Source organism: Burkholderia sp. MSMB2157WGS, from assembly GCF_001532755.1.
GTDB lineage: Bacteria > Pseudomonadota > Gammaproteobacteria > Burkholderiales > Burkholderiaceae > Burkholderia.
Map to the genome: position 1 here is coordinate 1 of NZ_LPJG01000019.1, position 17,308 is coordinate 17,308.

Genomic DNA, 17,308 nt, shown 5'->3' on the forward strand with positions numbered 1-17,308 from the left:
TTGCCCAGCGTGATACCGGCCTTCGTCGCGTCGTCGTACGTCACCGCCAGCGACGTCAGGTTGCCCTGACCGTCTTCGCCGACCAGGCCCGAGCCCTTCAGCTGGCCAAGGTTCACCGCGTCGCTGTCGCCCGTTGCGTCAGCCACGTTCGTCACCTTCACCGGACCGTTGCCGTCGCCCAGCGTCACCGTGTCTTTCGCTGCGCTGTCGTACGTCACCGCCAGCGATTGACCCGTGACCGGATCGATCAGACCGCTGTTGTTCAGCGAGTCTTCCAGCGAGCCGACACGCGTGTTCGTTGCGAACAGCTGCGAACCGTTCACCGCGTCCGTGCTCGTCGCCGACAGGTCGCCCGCCGCCACGTTCGTGATCTTCGTGCCGTTCGCGCCACCCTTGAGCGCGATCTGGTCGAAGTTCGCCGAGCCGTCAGCGTTCTTGTCGTACGTCACCGCCAGCGAAGCCAGGCCGGAACCCGGGTTCGTCGGATCGATCGGCGCAACCAGGCCCGCGTCCTTCAACTGCGCCACGTTCACGGCGTCCGTGTCGTCCGTACCGGCCGCCACGTTCTTCAGTTGAACCGGCGTCGTTGCGCCCGCGCCGCCCAGCGTCACCGTGTCCTTCGCCGCGCTGTCGTACACGACCGCCAGCGATTGACCCGTCGTCGGATCGATCACGCCGCCATCCTTCAGCGAGTCGCTCAGGTCGCCGATGCTCTGGTTCGTCGCGAACAGCTGCGAACCGTTGACCGCATCCGTGCTCGTCGCCGACAGGTCGCCCGCCGCCACGTTGTGGATCGCCACCGGCGTACCGGCGTTGCCCAGCGTGATACCGGCCTTCGTCGCATCGTCGTACGTCACCGCCAGCGACGTCAGGTTGCCCTGACCGTCTTCACCGACCAGACCCGTGTCCTTCAACTGCGCCACGTTCACCGCATCCGTGTCGTCCGTACCGGCCGCCACGTTCTTCAGTTGAACCGGCGTCGTTGCGCCCGCGCCGCCCAGCGTCACGGTGTCCTTCGCTGCGCTGTCATACGTCACCGCCAGCGATTGGCCCGTGATCGGATCGATCACGCCGCCGTTCTTCAGCGAATCGCTCAGATCGCCGATGCTCTGGTTCGTCGCGAACAGCTGCGAACCGTTCACCGCATCCGTGCTCGTCGCCGACACGTCGCCTGCCGCCACGTTGTGGATCGCCACCGGCGTACCGGCATTGCCCAGCGTGATGCCCGCCTTCGTCGCATCGTCGTACGTCACCGCCAGCGACGTCAGGTTGCCCTGACCGTCTTCGCCGACCAGGCCCGAGTCCTTCAGCTGACCAAGGTTCACCGCGTCGCTGTCGCCCGTTGCGTCAGCCACGTTCGTCACCTTCACCGGACCGTTGCCGTCGCCCAGCGTCACCGTGTCCTTGGCTCCGCTGTCGTACACCACTGCCAGCGATTGACCCGTGACCGGATCGACCAGACCGCTGTTGTTCAGCCAATCCTCCATCGAACCGACACGCGTGTTCGTCATAAACAGCTGCGAACCGTTCACCGCGTCCGTACTCGTCGCCGACAGGTCGCCCGCCGCCACGTTGTGGATCGCCACCGGCGTACCGGCATTGCCCAGCGTGACGCCCGCCTTCGTCGCATCGTCGTACGTCACCGCCAGCGACGTCAGGTTGCCCTGACCGTCGTCGCCGACCAGGCCCGAGTCCTTCAACTGGCCCACGTTCACTGCGTCCATGTCGGCCACACCGGCCTTCACGTTCGACAGCGTCGTACCGTTCGCGCCTGCCAGGGTCACCTTGTCCTTCGACGCGCCGTCATACACCACCGCCAGCGATTCGCCCGTCGTCGGGTCGATCACGCCGCCGTTCTTCAGCGAGTCGCTCAGGTCGCCGATGCTCTGGTTCGTCGCGAACAGCTGCGAGCCGTTGACCGCATCCGTGCTCGTCGCCGACACGTCGCCTGCCGCCACGTTGTGGATCGCCACCGGCGTACCGGCGTTGCCCAGCGTGATACCGGCCTTCGTCGCGTCGTCGTACGTCACCGCCAGCGACGTCAGGTTGCCCTGACCGTCTTCGCCGACCAGGCCCGAGCCCTTCAGCTGGCCAAGGTTCACCGCGTCGCTGTCGCCCGTTGCGTCAGCCACGTTCGTCACCTTCACCGGACCGCTGCCGTCGCCCAGCGTCACCGAACCGTAGTTCGGCGTGCCGTCCGCGTTCTTGTCGTACGTCACCACGGCGCGCGTGTCGCCATTGCCGTCGACGAGACCGGTATCCGACAGTTTGTCCTTCAGGTCGCCGATATCGCCCGTGTTTTGCGACGTACGGTCATCGAGGTTCGCCAGCGCGTCGCCCACGTTGTGGTAGTCCTGCTTCTGCGATGCATCGGCCGGATCGGCCAGCGAGTACGTCGGGTTCGTCACGGTGCCGTCCGCGCCGACGGTCGAGCCGCCGCCCAGCGCATCGGCCACGCTCTGCGCCGTGCCGTACAGTTGCGAACCGTTGATCGCGTCCGTGCTCGTCGCGTTCACCGCGCCCGCCGCCACGTTCGTGATCTTCGTGCCGTTCGCACCGCCCTTCAGCGTGACCAGGTCGAAGTTCGGCGTGCCGTCCGTGTTTTGCGCGTACGTCACGGCAAGCGGATCCGAGCCGCCAGGCCCCTGCTGGGCCAGCGCATTGAGCGCATCGCCCACGTTGTGATAGGTCGTGCCGCCGACGGTGTAGGTCGGATTCACGATGGAGCCGTCCGCCCCGACCGCCGCGTTGCCGCCGAACGCAGCCACCGCGTCCCTGAGCTGGCTCACGTTCACCGCATCGGTTGCGGCCGTACCACGCGCGACGTAAATGATCTGGCGCTGCTGGCCCGACGAGCCGACCGCGATCGAATTCAGACGATCCGCGGCCGAGCCCGCGCCCAGGGCGACCGAGTTTTGTGCCGCACCAGCCACGGTTGCTCCGCGGCCGATCGCCACGCTGTCGGTTGCGCCTGCATTGACGCGCGACAGCGTACCGAATGCCAGCGAGTCGGCTGCAGCCGCCGATGCCGTGGAACCGAGCGCGACCGCATTCGCTGCCAGCGCACGGGCATTGAAGCCCATCGCGACGGCACTATTCTGCGATGCAACGGTACCCGCGCCGACGCCGATGGCATTGGCACCGGAAACGCTGCTGCTGCCACCCAGCGCAACGGCGTTATCCCTCGTCGCGGACGCGCCTGCGCCCAATGCGACGGACGCCGTACCGGACGACGTCGCCTGCGGACCCACCGCAACCGCAGTCGTACCGCTGGCGTTCGCCTCCGCACCGATCGCCACCCCAAACGAGTTGGCTGCGACGCTCGCGTTATCGCTGCCGTCGCGCTGGCCGTCAACCTTCACGTACGCATCATCGAGCGCCGCCATCGTGCCGATGCCGTCGCTGAGCGTGGAAATCCGGTTATTGACATCATCGATCGCCGCCGTCATGGTCGACGTCGCGCCACCGACCAGGTTGTTCACCTGACCGATCGTCGCCGCATCGTGGTCGCCCTGACCGTCCGCCACGTTCGTGATGCGACGTTGCAGGCCCGTCGTGCTGTTACCCACCGAAATCGTGTTGATTTCGTTCGCCAGCGAGCCCAGGCCCAGCGCCACCGCGTTGATGCCCGTCGCCTGCGCGGCAACACCCGTGCCGCGTCCGCCGATGTATGGGTTGGCGCCGCTACCGCCGCCGGCTGCAATCGCCGCATTCAGCTGGTCGACGTTCACCGCGTCGGTGCCCGCGACGCCTTGCGCGACGTTCGACAGCACCACCGGGTTAGACGCGCCTACGCCGCCCAGCGTCACGTGGTTCTTTGCCACGCTGTCGTACACGACTGCCAGCGACTGGCCCGTCGTCGGGTCGATCACGCCACCGTTCTTCAGCGAATCGCTCAGATCGCCGATGCTCTGGTTCGTCGCGAACAGCTGCGAGCCGTTCACTGCATCCGTGCTCGTCGCCGACAGGTTGCCTGCCGCCACGTTGTGGATCGCCACCGGCGTACCGGCGTTGCCCAGCGTGATACCCGCCTTCGTCGCATCGTCGTACGTCACCGCCAGCGACGTCAGGTTGCCTTGACCGTCGTCACCAATGAGACCCGAGCCCTTCAACTGGCCCACGTTCACTGCGTCCGTATCTTGCGTGCCCGCTGCCACGTTCGTGATCTGGCGTTGCTGCGTGGCCGACCCAACCGAGACCGTATTGTTCCGAGTCGCGGTAGCGCCCGCGCCCAAAGCGACGGAATTGGTCACGTTCTCGTCGATACCAGCTTGCGAACCAATAGCGACGGAGTCGGTTGCGCCAGCATTCACGTTGGCGCGATCGCCCAATGCAATGGAGTTTCGAGCTTGTGCAGACGCCAGATTGCCCAGTGCCATCGCGGCGTTACCGATCGCAGCACTGCCACGGCCGATGCCCACGGCACCGGTGCCATTCGAGTTGGCGCCGGACCCTACCGATACCGACGACAATCCCTGCGCGGTCGCGCCAGGGCCAATTGCAACCTGATGCGTGAAAGTACTGTCCCCGCTGACTCCAGCGACGGCACCGCTCCCGATAGCGATCGAGTTGATCGTGTTCGCCGCTGCGTCAGCCGACCCGTTGACCTTGATGAACCTGTTATCGACGGCCGTCGCAAGTCGGTTATTGATCGTCGTGATGTTGCCGTTTGCAGTCGTCAACGCGCCGTCGAGCGCAGTCAACGCACCGCCAACCGTCGTCTGGCGACCGCCGTTCGTGAGGTTGTACGTCGGGCCCGTGACGGCGCCGGTCGTCGCGTTGATCGACGCACCGCCGCCGAGCGCGGTTACGACCGGCGTGAGTTGCGACAGGACAACGGCGTCGTTCGCCTGCGTGCCGGCAGCCACGTTGACGATCTGGCGTCGCGAGGTCGTCGTGCCGACGGAAACCGTATTGGCGCGATCGGCAACGGAACTCGACCCCAGTGCAATCGCACCATTAGCGGAAGCATTCGTGGAATTGCCCAACGCCATCGCCCCGCCTCCCGAAGCAGAAGCGGCATATCCCAGCGCAATCGCTCCCCCTCCTGTTGCGCTCGCTGCACGGCCTACCGCAGTCGTATAGTCAACTGCTGCGTTGGCGCCTACACCAAGGGCCACGGTCTCGCTGCCCGTTGCCCTTGAAAGCGTGCCGAGCGCGATTGCGTTCTGCGCGTTCGCCAATGCGGCGCCACCAAGGGCCATATTCGACAGCCCGCTGGCAGTGGCTCCGCCGCCGATCGCAATCGCACCGGTTCCCGCCACTGCCTCCGTGGCAGGTGCATACGATCCGGTTCGAACCTTGATATACGCATCATCGAGCGCCGCCATCGTGCCGATGCCGTCGCTGAGCGTCGAAATCCGGTTATTGACATCGTCGATCGCCGCCGTCATGGTCGACGTCGCGCCACCGACCAGGTTGTTCACCTGACCGATCGTCGCCGCATCGTGGTCGCCCTGACCGTCCGCCACGTTCGTGATGCGACGTTGCAGACCCGTCGTGCTGTTACCCACCGAGATCGTGTTGATTTCGTTCGCCAGCGAGCCCAGGCCCAGCGCCACCGCGTTGATGCCCGTCGCCTGCGCGGCAACGCCCGTGCCGCGCCCGCCGATGTACGGGTTGGCGCCGCCGCCGGCTGCAACCGCCGCATTCAACTGGTCGACGTTCACCGCGTCGGTGCCTGCGACGCCTTGCGCGACGTTCGACAGCACCACCGGGCTCGACGCGCCTGCACCGCCCAGCGTCACGTGGTTCTTTGCCGCGCTGTCGTACACCACCGACAGCGATTCGCCGGTCGTCGGGTCGATCACGCCGCCGTTCTTAAGCGAATCCTCCAGCGAACCGACGCGCGTGTTCGTCGCGAACAGCTGCGAGCCGTTCACCGCATCCGTGCTCGTCGCCGACACGTCGCCCGCCGCCACGTTGCGGATCGCCACCGGCGTACCGGCGTTGCCCAGCGTGATACCCGCCTTCGTCGCATCGTCGTACGTCACCGCCAGCGACTCGCCCGTCGTCGGATCGATCACGCCGCCGTTCTTCAGCGAGTCGCGCAAATCGCCGATGCTCTGGTTCGAAGCCGTCACCGCGCCGTCAAGCGCCGTCAACGCACCGCCAACCGTCGTCTGGCGACCGCCGTTCGTGAGGTCGTACGTCGGGCCCGTCACGGCACCGGTCGTCGCGTCGATCGACGCACCGCCGCCAAGGGCATTTACGACCGGCGTGAGCTGTGAAAGAACGACAGCGTCGTTCGCCTGCGTGCCCGCAGCCACGTTGGTGATCTGGCGTTGCAGCGTGGCCGACCCTACCGACACGGAACTGCTGCGATCCGCCAAACTACCGTCACCCAAGGCCACGCTGTTAGTGCCGTTCGAAGTTGCACTATTCCCCAATGCAGTCGAGCCGTTCGCGTTTCCGCGCGCCGCGTTGCCCACCGCTACGCCTCGTTGCGTGTAGGCAGATCTGCCGACCGCAACCGAACCAGATCCGTTAGTGGACGCACTTTCGCCGACGGCAATCGAGCCCGCCCCCCCCGTCCCTGCGGAATGGCCAATCGCAATCGAGCCCGTTGCACCTTGGATGTCACCGTCCGTCACGAGTGCATCGATACCGATCGCAATGCCGTATGTCGGAACGAACCTGCCGGCCTGTCTCACCGTCGAGCCCGACCCAACGGCAATATTGGTACCCGACGCAGTACCGCCATCCAGCCCGCCCATCAGACCGATGTCGGTCGTCGTTCCCGCGACTCCGTTACCGAGCGTAGCGATCCGGCTATTGACATTATCGAGCGCCGCCGTCGTCCCGACCGATTCCGTGCTCGTCGTGCCCATCGGCATCAGCGACTTCGTGCTCGTGATCGGCGTCTGGATCACGCTTTCATCATCGACCTTGCTTTCCGCGCCGTCCGACGCACCGACGACATCCGCCGCCGATGCACCGCCGATCGCCATCCCGCCCAGCGCAACGGCGGCAAGCGCCTTGCGCGCCACGCGCGACGATCCCTTCGTTTTCGAGCGCGCCGTTTCTTCGGCGGCCGCCCAGGTACCCGTCGATGCATTCCAGACGGTCCGGTAAGTCTTGTTCATGTTGATTGCCTCATGTGCAAAAGAGAGTGAGACGAAGCCTTTGTTACATGGGGCAATATATTTTTCGCGGGCAATTTCGATAATCAGACGCCGGGATACACCCCGACTATTTTTGTAGGACCCGTCTGAATATGACGATGCCTGACAATTCTGCGAGGAAAACGCGACATGCACGCTCCGCCGCGTCGTCGTTTCGTTTGACACGCGCCCATCCGGGGCCGTATAAACGCAGCTCTCGGCAACTTCAAAAAAATAGGACTAGTCCTAGCTATTCGCGTCAATTGTTTCGGACTGCCCTACATACCGATGGCTCCGCCATCTCGATAATTGGCTCGTTCCCCGAGCCGGCAGCGCAATCGCCTGCCTTCCCACACGGCTTACGGATATCGCCGCGCGTCGCGGATCGCACCCGGCCTTCATCGGACGACCCTTGCGCGCCACCCGATTTGTGCATTGATTTCACGGTATTCGTCCCATGCCCATCCGAAAACTCTTTGCGTCCGCCACCGACGCCGGCGCGCCGTTCGCGACGATCGACGGCGAAGCGCGCGACCTGAGCCTGCTGAACCGCTACCAGCGCTTCACGCTGTACGGCGGGGCCGCGGTGCTGTCGCTCGTGATCCTGTTCGCGACGAGCATCCTCGTCGCCGGATCGGTGCGCGACTACATCTCGAAGCGCCGCGAGTTGTTCGAGACACACAAGGCGCTCGTGCAGCTCGAGATCGACGCGAAGCAGGCGTCGATGCGGCGCGCTGTGATCAATGCGGAACTGCTGTGGAACAGCCACCCGCGCCACGCGCGCAGCGCGGTGGACGCGATCGTGCGCGACGGACACGTCGTGCTGGCGCCGCTGAGCAACGTCAGCGAGATCTTCGCGGCCGCGACGCCCGCCGCCGCGGCCAGCGGCGAAATCGACGCTTACGTGCAGTTGATGGAGCGCCTGACGATTTCGGTGGCCGCCGCCGAGCGGCAATCCGGCATGCCGATGTCCGGTTATGCGTACAGCCCCGATCGCGGCGTGATCGCGATCACGCCGCCGCCGTCCGTGCCCTATCGCGACGTGCTGGCGCGCATCGGCGTGCCCGATACGGGCGCGCTGATCGATCGCCTGGCCGTCGACGCCGCCGACTGGTCGAATCCGTCCGTCGCCCGCTACTGGCGCGACACGCGCCGCATCGCATGGCAGGCGCCATCGATCGATCCGCTCACGGGCAAGAGCGTGTTCCGCCTCGTCGAGCCGGCCTTCGAAGGCCAGCGGCATTTCATGACCTTCGTCAGCGACCTCGACGTCGACGTGATCGACGACCGGTTGAAGCAGGCGCCCGAGGACGCCGTCGTGATGCTGGTCGATCATGCGGGCAACATGCTGTTGAACGAGGACCGCACGCGCGAATCGATCGACGGCGGCGCGCTGATGCGCCACGCGCTCGCCGAAAATGCGTGGCGGCGCGGCTTCGACCGCTTCGACGAGAGCTACCTGCATGGCATCTTCACGATCAGCGACCGGCTTTCGAATTCCGGCCTCGCGATCGTCTACGCGTATTCGTGGCGAACGATCGCGATCGCGATCTGGCCGACGATCGTGCGCGAGTTCGGCGTGGCCGTTCTGATCCTCGCCGTGTTGTGGACGCTCGTGATCATGTTCGACTTGAAGGTGCTCGCGCCGCTGTTCCGCCGCTCGCGACGCGTGTTCGACAGCGAGCAGATGAGCCGCGCGATCATCGCGACTTCGCCGTTCGGCATCGCGCTCGTGTCGCTCGGCACGCGCGACGTGCTGTTGCGCAACCGCATGCTCGAACTGTACGAGCGCGAGGCCGGCTCGCCGCCGCTGCACGAGCGCCTGCTCGCGTGCTACCAGGCGCGCGCCGGCGGCGCACCGGTGCTCCTCGACGTCGAGCTGCCGTTGACGCTGAGCGACGGCCGCACGCGCGATCTCGTCGTCAACTTCGTGCGCGGGCGCTACCGGGGCAAGGACACGCTGCTGTGCAGCTTCTCCGACATCACGACGCGCGCCGACGCCGAGCGCGCACTCGACAGCGCGAATCGCGCGAAATCGACCTTCCTCGCGACGATCAGCCACGAGATCCGCACGCCGCTCAACGCGATGCTCGGCAATCTCGAGCTGCTCGACAAGGCACCCGATCCGAGCCGACAGAAACTGCGGCTGCACGCGGTCACGTCGGCCGCGCGGATGCTGCTCGACATGCTGAACAACGTGCTCGACATGACCAAGATCGAGGCGAACCGGATGACGCTCGAAGCGACGAGCTTCCGCATCGACGAGCTGATGCGCGACATCGTCGACCTGTTCGAGCCGATCGCCGCCGCGAAGGGCGTCGTGCTGTGCACGGAAATCGACCCGCGCATCGCTCGCCCGTACATGGGCGACCCGATGCGGGTGCGGCAGATCGTCGTCAATCTCGTCAGCAATGCGATCAAATTCACCGACCGTGGCTCGATTGCGTTGTCCGTTTCCGCGTCGGGCGCCGACGCGACGCCCGTGACGATCCGCGTCAGCGATTCCGGAATCGGCATGACGGCCGCGCAACTCGAACACGTCTTCGAGCCGTTCGCGCAGGCCGACGCGTCGACCGCGCGCCGCTTCGGCGGCACCGGCATCGGCCTCGCGCTGAGCTGCAAGCTCGCCGAGTCGATGGGCGGCAGCATCGCGGCCGACAGCGTGCCGAACATCGGCTCGACGTTCGTCGTGAAGCTGCCGCTGCCGTGCGACGACGCGCCGGGCGCCCCGCACGCGGGCGCGGAAGCCGACGCGCCGAACCTGCGCGTGCTGTTCGTGGACGACAACCCGGTAAATCGCGCACTGGTGCACGATCAGCTCGACGTGCTCGGCTACCGCGCGGATCTCGCCGCGAACGTCGCGGATGCGCTGGAACTGATCGGGCGCAACGACTACGCGGTCGTGATGACGGACCTGAACATGCCGGGCCTCGACGGCTATACGTTCGCACGGGTGCTGCGCGAGCGCGGCCACCGCGCGCCAATTCTCGCGGTGACGGCCCACGTCGAGCCGGACGAGCAGCACCTGGCGCTGGACGCCGGCATCGACGGGATCGTCACGAAGCCGACCTCGCTGAAATCGCTCGAACAGGCGATTGCCCGATACACGGGTGTGCGGCGCGACATGCGACCGGCGGCGAACGCGCTGTCGTCGGCGGACGGACCACTGCCGGGCGAACTGCACGCGGTGCTGTCCGACGCGATGCTGCGCGCGAATGCCGCGATCGTGCGCGCACTCGAACACCGTGACCTGAAGCTCGCCCGCACCGAGATTCACAGCATGCGCGGAGCGTTCGCGATGATCGGCGAACGCGATATCGCGGACAGTTGCGCGACGCTGGAGCGGTTCGCGATCGCCGGCGACGCCGCGGCGTTTGCCCGGGAGTTCGAGCGTTATCGACGGGAAGCCGGGGATGCGCTGGCGCGGCGGGCCGCAACGAGAATCGAAGCAATGTGATGTGGGATGGCCGGCGGTTGCGCCGGCCGCGCGTCGTTACGACTTGGCTTGACCGTAAAGGTCCGCCACGAAGTCGACGAACGCGCGCAGCTTCGGCGCGACATGGCGTGCTTTCGGATAGAGCGCGTAGTACTTGCGCTTCGCCAGCGTGTAATCGGGTAGCACGTGCACGAGACGGCCGCGCTCGAGGTCGCCGCGCACGGTGAGCTGCGTGAACGCGCCGATCCCCAGGCCGGCGACCGCCGATGCGTGAATCGCGGTGATCGCGTCGAGCCTCAGGTAGCCGTCGAGCTCGACGGACACGGCCGCGCCGCGTGACGACGTGAGCTGCCATGCGCCGCCGTCCTCGCGTCCGCTGTAGGGCAACAGTTCATGGGCGTCGAGTTGTGTGGGCGTTCTCGGCAATCCATGCCGCGCGATATAGGCGGGAGAGGCGACGAGAATCTCGTCGGAGACGGCGAGCGTTCTCGCCACCAGATCGGAATCGGGAAGATCGCTGCTGATGCGCAGCGCGACGTCGAAGCCTTCGCCGACCAGATTCGAGAACCGATCGCTGCACGACACGTCCAGACGAACGTCCGGGAAACGGCGATGGAAAGCCGGCAGCCAGTCGGGCATCTCCAGCGTGCCGATCGACAGCGGCATGCTCACGCGCAACGTGCCCGACGGCTTGCGCGGGCTGTCGGCGACGGCTTCCGCCGCCGCTTCGACCCGATCGAGAATCTCCACGCACGACGCGTAATAACGTTCGCCGGCCGCCGTCAACGCGACGTTCCGCGTGTTGCGATTGACCAGTTGCACGCCGAGCGACGCTTCGAGCAGCTTCAGTTGACGCGATACCGTCGAATGGGTCGTATCGAGGCGCGCAGCCGCCGCGGAAAAGCCGCCGGCTTCCACGAGACACCGGTAAACGCGCATTGCGAACAATTGATCCATGGCGAAGCGCAGCGTGATGGCGGAACCGGCGCAGGTCCGGCCGTGCCTTCATGCGGGCACGACCGCGTACGCTTAGCGAACCGGCAGCGCGACGATCTCCGACGTGGACTTCACGTCGCCGAAGGTGTCTTCGATTTCCGCGAGCGCCGCGCGATGCAGCGTGTCCTTGTCGACCGTCTCGCCGTTTGCCCGGGCGATGCTCCGGGTGGCGGAGGCGTCCGATGCTACCACGACCTGGTAGCCGAGCGGCACCGCGTCGCGCGCGGCGCCGGCGACGCACGCATGCGTCATCAGGCCGGCGATCACGATCGTCTTGATGCCGTCGTCCTTCAGGCGGCGGTCGAGATCCGTGCTGGCGAACACGCTGACCGTATCCTTCTGCAACACGGTGTCGGTGGCGCGCGGCGCCATCTCCGGAATGAACTTCACCGTCTCGCCGTCGCGCGCGAACACCGCCGAACCGGCCGGCGTCACGTGCTGGACCTGGAACACGCGAATGCCATTCTTGTCCGCGAATTCGATCAGGCGGCGCGTATTGACCATCGCGCGCTGCACGTCGGGAATCGGCATCTTGCCGTTCAGATATTCGTTCTGGAAATCGATGACGACGAGCGCGGTCGACTTCGGATCGATGCGGTCGATCGGTTGCACGCCTGCCATGGCGCGAATCGTCGGCGTGGCCGGGAATGCCGGCGCGGCTTCGCTCACCGGTACGACGGTGGCGGCGGAAGCGAGGACGACGAAGCGCGTGAACGTGCGAAGCGAAAATGCGAACATGAGACGTTTCTCCGAATGTGAGCAAATGGCGCAACGAATTTAACGTCGTTCTCGCCGCATCACGACCACATCAGGACGACAACTCCTGTGCACTCGGCGCACAGATGCGACGCTCCCCTGTTCGGCTCGTGCAGCGATGGCCGGGGCCATGACGCTCGTGCATCGGCAACGGCAGGCCGTGCCGATACGACTGCAATCGTTCGTGAGGATCGCGGAAAAATCGCGGAAACCGCGAGAGGAAAGGTGCGTGGCACGCGAAGTACCGGCCATCGACGCTCGCATGAGGCAGCGTGAGGAGTAGTGCTACGGGGAAGTAGCGATGGATGCGGCCGCGCCCACCGGCCGCCGTCGATGTGGCTTCGATGCCACGCATGACCAGCATAGCGGCGATCGCGCCCCGAACCAATCGGACTGGACTGATTCGGCAGGTGCCGCCGCGCGCGGAAGCCGGCAACGCGCCGCGCACGCGTTCGCGCGCAGCGGCGTTCGCCGCCGCGCCCTTGCCGCGTTACTGCTCGATCTTCGCTTGCGAAGCCAGCTTGTCGACCAGCGTGCCGAGCGCGCGCTCGGTCGCCTGTGCGTCGAGCTGCTGACGCAACACGCCCTTCGCCTGCTCGAACGTCGGTACGACCGTCTTGCGCTTCTCGTCGAGCTTCACGATCACGTACGCGTTGCCGACCTGGATCGGGCCGGTCGTCGCGCCGGCCTGCATCGACGCGATCGTCTGCGCGAGCGGCAGCGGCAGGCCGCCGGTGTTGCCTTGCGCGAGCGGCGTCTTCAGCGACACCCATTGCGCCACGCCGCCGTTGGGCGTCGTATTGAACGCCTTCGCGACGTCCGCGAATGCCACGCCCTGCTTGAGTTGCGCCTGCGCGGCGTTCGCCTTCGCCGCATCGCCGACGGCGATGACTTCCGTGCGATATTCGAACTGGCCCGCGGCCGCGACGATCGCGTCGTAACGGGCCTTCACCTGCGCGTCGGTCACCGGCTGCGGACGCAGCGCATCGCGTACATAGAGATCGGTCGCGGCGTCATCGCGCACGCGCTTGACGGCGCCGAGCACCTCGGGGCGGCTGCCGTAGTTCGCCTTGTCGGCGGCCTGAGCAAGCAGTTGCTTGACGATCAGGTCGCGCTTCACCTGCGCGCGCAGCGCCGGCGTGTCCGGCTGGCCGGTCGCCTTGAGCACGGCGTCGAACTGGCTTTGCGGAATCGGCACGCCGTTGACGACCGCCACGACGCCGGCCGGCAGCGGCGTTTCGGCAGCGATGGCATGGGTTGCGCCGGCCGCGCAGGCCAGCACGATCAGGGCGCTCATGGCGCGAAGTCGGGTTTTCATGATGAACTCCTTGATGATGAGAAATCCGGAGCACCGAACGAAAACGGCACGATGCGTCCGCAGACAGGAAGGAATGCCCTACGCTCGCATATGGCAGCGTGGTTCCGTCAATCAACTGGAATAGGTCAGTCGATAAGCGGCCGAGCCCACCGGCCGCCGCAGGGCATTCGTTCGTGTCGAATCTGAACCCGGTTCCGGTTCGTTGCGCGCCGACGCGCGACGTGTGTCCGGAAAAAGACGCCGCTCGCGCGGAGCGGCGTATGGAACGAAGACAAAGCTTCGGATACGAGGTATCGAGCGGTAAACCATGCAGCCGCTCGACCCGGACATTCTCCGATGGCCGCATCGCTCGCACAATCGGCCTGGTCCTATTTCGCCCGATGTTCCGCCGCGCCGGACAGTGCGGTCATCCGGCCCTTGCGCCGCGCGGCACTGCATCACGTCTGAATCGTCGACGTGCGACGGTCGTTCATCGTGATCGCGAGCGGCGGGAACGACGCCACGCTCCGCATGTCGCCATAGCACTTGTTCATCGCGACGTCGATGCCGAAGTTCGATATGGGGCGGTCGAGCCCGTACGAAAACAGGACCTCCGGCTTCAGCGGAAAACAGCGATCGAGCAGAAAACGTGCACCCGCCGGCGAGACGGTATACGCGCAAATCCCGTAGAACTCCAGCAGGTTCATCACGAGCACCGCACTTCGGTCGCTTCGAAACGCGTCGACGGAGCGCGCCAGCGCGGTTTCGTCGAAACGCATCGTCACGGGCGTCCGCGAGTTGAAGATCGAGCCGCGCAGGATCGAATCGAAGTTGTAGCCCCACGCGATGAAGTCGTAGCACCCGGCGTTCGCCTGCAGGAACTGCTCGGTGACCTCGTGAAAATCCGGCCTGAAAATCGCGTCGTCCTCGGCGATCGTCACCAGCTCGTCGCCTGCCGCGATCTCGGTCCACAGACGATGCGTCGTCATCGCAATGCCGTATGCGCCGCGGGAATACGGAAGCCCGGGCGCGAACAGGCCGCTGTTCGCGATGTCGTCGTCCGACAGCGCAGCGCCGTCGACCGCATCGACGAACTCGACATCGAGTTCGGGGTTGTCGGCGCGGAATGAAGCGCGGCGCGAGCGGCCGTCGGTCAGCGAAATGACGCTTACCGCGCGCCGCAGCGTCGGCGCACCCATTCCAGGCGCTGCGACGATGGAGCGGCTCGCGTTCCGCGCGGGCATCCGAGCGGTATTCATCACCAGCCCGCCACGACGGAAATGCCGAACACGATGCCGAGCACGATGCCGATCGTGCGCCCCTGCAGCATCGGCTTCAGTGCATCGGGCTCGAAGAACGGATCGATCGCCGACTCGCGATTTCGCCATGCGCTGACGACCGGCGGCACGAGCAATGCAGCGGCCATCAGCAGAACCGCCACGATCGTCACGACGGGACCGTCGGCGGGCCATCTCGTGCCGACGTCGATCACGAAATGAACGAGCGCGACGGTCGCCGAACTCGCAATCATGCCGGTTATCGCACCTTTCACCAGAAAATCCGCTTGACTCATCGCCAGTACTCCACGTTGTCAGATTCGCGCCGATCGATGTCGGCCGGGATGCTTCGTATTAAAGACGGACTCGACGCCGGTCTCTATCGGACGGGTCCGATTTCTGAGTCACAACGTACGGCTGCAAGACAGGGACGGCAGGCAACCGGCAACCTGGGGAGCGAGGAGGGAAAGAAGAATGTCGACCCGATAGCCGCGGTGCTCGGCCGCCGGGCGGGCACGTCTTGCATCGACGCGGCAAATCGGACCAGGCTGATTCCACCGGCAATCCATGTTCGTCAGAATGACGTCGCTGGATGGCTGAACCCCGTCACCCCAGCTATCGCGATCTATCCGCGATGCCTCCGTTCTGCGCCGCCCCCCATCCGGGCGGCGTTTTTTTATGCGCGCGTCGACACCGCGAACAGCCGTTTTCCGCGCACGCCGTTCGGTCGAAAAAGTCAGATTTGGTCAACCCGCACGGCCAATAGGTCCAGTCCGATCCGAACGCAGTCTTGACTGCTCGCTGTCCGATGGTCTGAAAACGACATCGCTCATAGACTCGTTTCATACCTGGATGCACGCAGCGATCGTCTGGGTGATACGCCGCGCATGCGGTCGCGGGAACCGAGGCGTGCAACCCGTGACACGAGCATGTGCGTGACAGGCTTGGATGGGTAGATGAAATGAAGAAGAAGCAAGCTCCGGGCAACGAGATCGTCGTATGTGCGATCGACGTCGTCGTGATCGTCGCGGTCGCGGCGCTGGCCCACCAGGGATCGATCGGCGATTTCGCCACGCTCAGGATCGAAGCGATCCTGACCGGCGTCAGTGTGCTGTTGGCCGCCTTCCTGCTGCGGCTGGCCGGCATCGGCCTTGACGGTCGCAAGCTGCCCGCCACGCGCCATGCAATGCGCACGGTGGCGCTGTGGTTCGTCGTGCAAGGCTTCGTCTTCGTCAAGATGGTTGCGCTGACAACCGTCACGCTGGTGCTGACGAAGTGGTTCCTCGACTGGACGATCGGCGTCGCGATCGTGCTCGTCGTATTCCGGATCGTGCTCTGCATCGTTCGACGCCGCAGCCTTCGCGCGCCGGTTACGCCCGCCACGGTCGCCATCGTTGGCAGCGGCGAGCGCATCGCGCAGATCCGCGCCGAGCTCCGTGCGAGCGCGGCGGCCCGCTACCGGGTCGTCTGCGTGTATCGCACGACCGGCGAGGCCGCCACGCTCGACGACGACGTACCGGTAATGAACGATCTTGCGTCGTTTGCAGCCGGCGTACGCCGCGAGCATGCAGACGAAGTGTGGATCGCGCTGCCGCTCGACGACGACGAGACGGCCCGCACGGTCGACGCGTTCCGCAGCGACTTCGTCGAGCTGCGCCTGATGCCCGACGTCAGCAAGCATGCGCTGTTCGGCAGCCGCGTCGGCGAGATTCTCGGCGAGCCGGCGATCTCGCTGGCCGCGCCGCCGCTGTCGCGCGGCGCGCTGGCGCTGAAGGCCGTGTTCGACCGCGTATTCGCCGCCGTCGCGCTGATCCTGCTGATGCCGGTGCTGCTCGCGATCGCCGTCGCGGTCAAGCTGTCGTCGCCGGGGCCGGTGCTGTTTACGCAGAAGCGCCGCGGCGCCGACGGCCGCACGTTCGACATCTACAAGTTCCGCACGATGCGCATGCACGTCGAACAGGCGGGCACGGTCGTGCAGGCGACGCGCGGCGACCCGCGCGTCACGCGGATCGGCGCGCTGCTGCGCCGCACGAGCCTCGACGAGCTGCCGCAGTTCATCAACGTGCTGCTCGGCGACATGTCGGTGGTCGGCCCGCGCCCGCATGCGGTGGAACACGACGCGCAGTACCGGACGCTCGTCGACGGCTATATCCATCGCTACCGGATCAAGCCGGGCATCACCGGCTGGGCGCAGGTCAACGGGCTGCGCGGCGCGACCGAGCAACTCGAAAGCATGCAATCGCGCGTGGAGTACGACCTGTATTACCTGCGCAACTGGTCGTTCGCGCTCGATCTGCGAATCATCGGCGCAACCGTGCTGAAAGGGATCGTGCACCCGAACGCGTACTGAGTGGCGCGGCCGTTCGCCTGCCTGGCGACGCGGCCGACGCATTGTCGATTGACCCCATGCGGGTCCGCGCAAGCGGGCCCGCGCGCGCTGCCG

The 17,308-nt window shown here is 65.9% G+C and carries 8 protein-coding genes; 2 read left to right on the forward strand and 6 right to left on the reverse strand.

Annotated features, from left to right (window positions below; genetic code table 11):
- Positions 1 to 7,289: ESPR-type extended signal peptide-containing protein (locus WT53_RS13015; protein WP_156447876.1), on the reverse strand; the 7,289-nt coding region annotated here is incomplete at its 3' end.
- A gap of 271 nt (positions 7,290 to 7,560) precedes the next feature.
- On the opposite strand from WT53_RS13015, the gene WT53_RS13025 reads away from it, so the two are divergent.
- On the forward strand, positions 7,561 to 10,560 hold the full coding sequence (locus tag WT53_RS13025; RefSeq protein WP_060260186.1) for a sensor histidine kinase: 3,000 nt from the start codon (positions 7,561 to 7,563) through the stop codon (positions 10,558 to 10,560).
- Positions 10,561 to 10,596: 36 nt separating this feature from the next.
- Here the strand turns inward: WT53_RS13025 and WT53_RS13030 are convergent, their stop codons facing one another.
- The 5 genes from WT53_RS13030 to WT53_RS34075 all read right to left on the reverse strand — a co-directional run bounded on the left by WT53_RS13030 (position 10,597) and on the right by WT53_RS34075 (position 15,119).
- Positions 10,597 to 11,496 (reverse strand): LysR family transcriptional regulator, encoded by a 900-nt coding sequence (locus WT53_RS13030; RefSeq protein WP_060260191.1) that lies wholly within the window; start codon positions 11,494 to 11,496, stop codon positions 10,597 to 10,599.
- A 72-nt stretch (positions 11,497 to 11,568) separates the two neighbouring features.
- Positions 11,569 to 12,273 carry a cysteine hydrolase family protein gene (locus WT53_RS13035; protein ID WP_060260194.1) on the reverse strand — a complete coding sequence of 235 codons (705 nt, stop codon included), beginning with the start codon at positions 12,271 to 12,273 and terminating at the stop codon, positions 11,569 to 11,571.
- Positions 12,274 to 12,781: 508 nt separating this feature from the next.
- Complete coding sequence (locus tag WT53_RS13040) at positions 12,782 to 13,609, reverse strand: peptidyl-prolyl cis-trans isomerase (RefSeq protein ID WP_060260198.1); 828 nt, start codon at positions 13,607 to 13,609, stop codon at positions 12,782 to 12,784.
- A gap of 437 nt (positions 13,610 to 14,046) precedes the next feature.
- On the reverse strand, positions 14,047 to 14,787 hold the full coding sequence (locus WT53_RS13045; RefSeq protein WP_257127837.1) for a glycosyltransferase family 25 protein: 741 nt from the start codon (positions 14,785 to 14,787) through the stop codon (positions 14,047 to 14,049).
- A gap of 59 nt (positions 14,788 to 14,846) precedes the next feature.
- Positions 14,847 to 15,119, reverse strand: coding sequence for a hypothetical protein (locus WT53_RS34075; RefSeq protein WP_257127838.1), 273 nt, complete (start codon positions 15,117 to 15,119; stop codon positions 14,847 to 14,849).
- Between the two features lie 707 nt (positions 15,120 to 15,826).
- Here WT53_RS34075 and WT53_RS13055 point away from each other — a divergent pair.
- Entirely contained in the window at positions 15,827 to 17,215 is a 1,389-nt protein-coding gene (locus WT53_RS13055; protein ID WP_060260209.1) for an undecaprenyl-phosphate glucose phosphotransferase, read from the forward strand.
- The last annotated feature ends 93 nt before the right edge of the window (positions 17,216 to 17,308 follow it).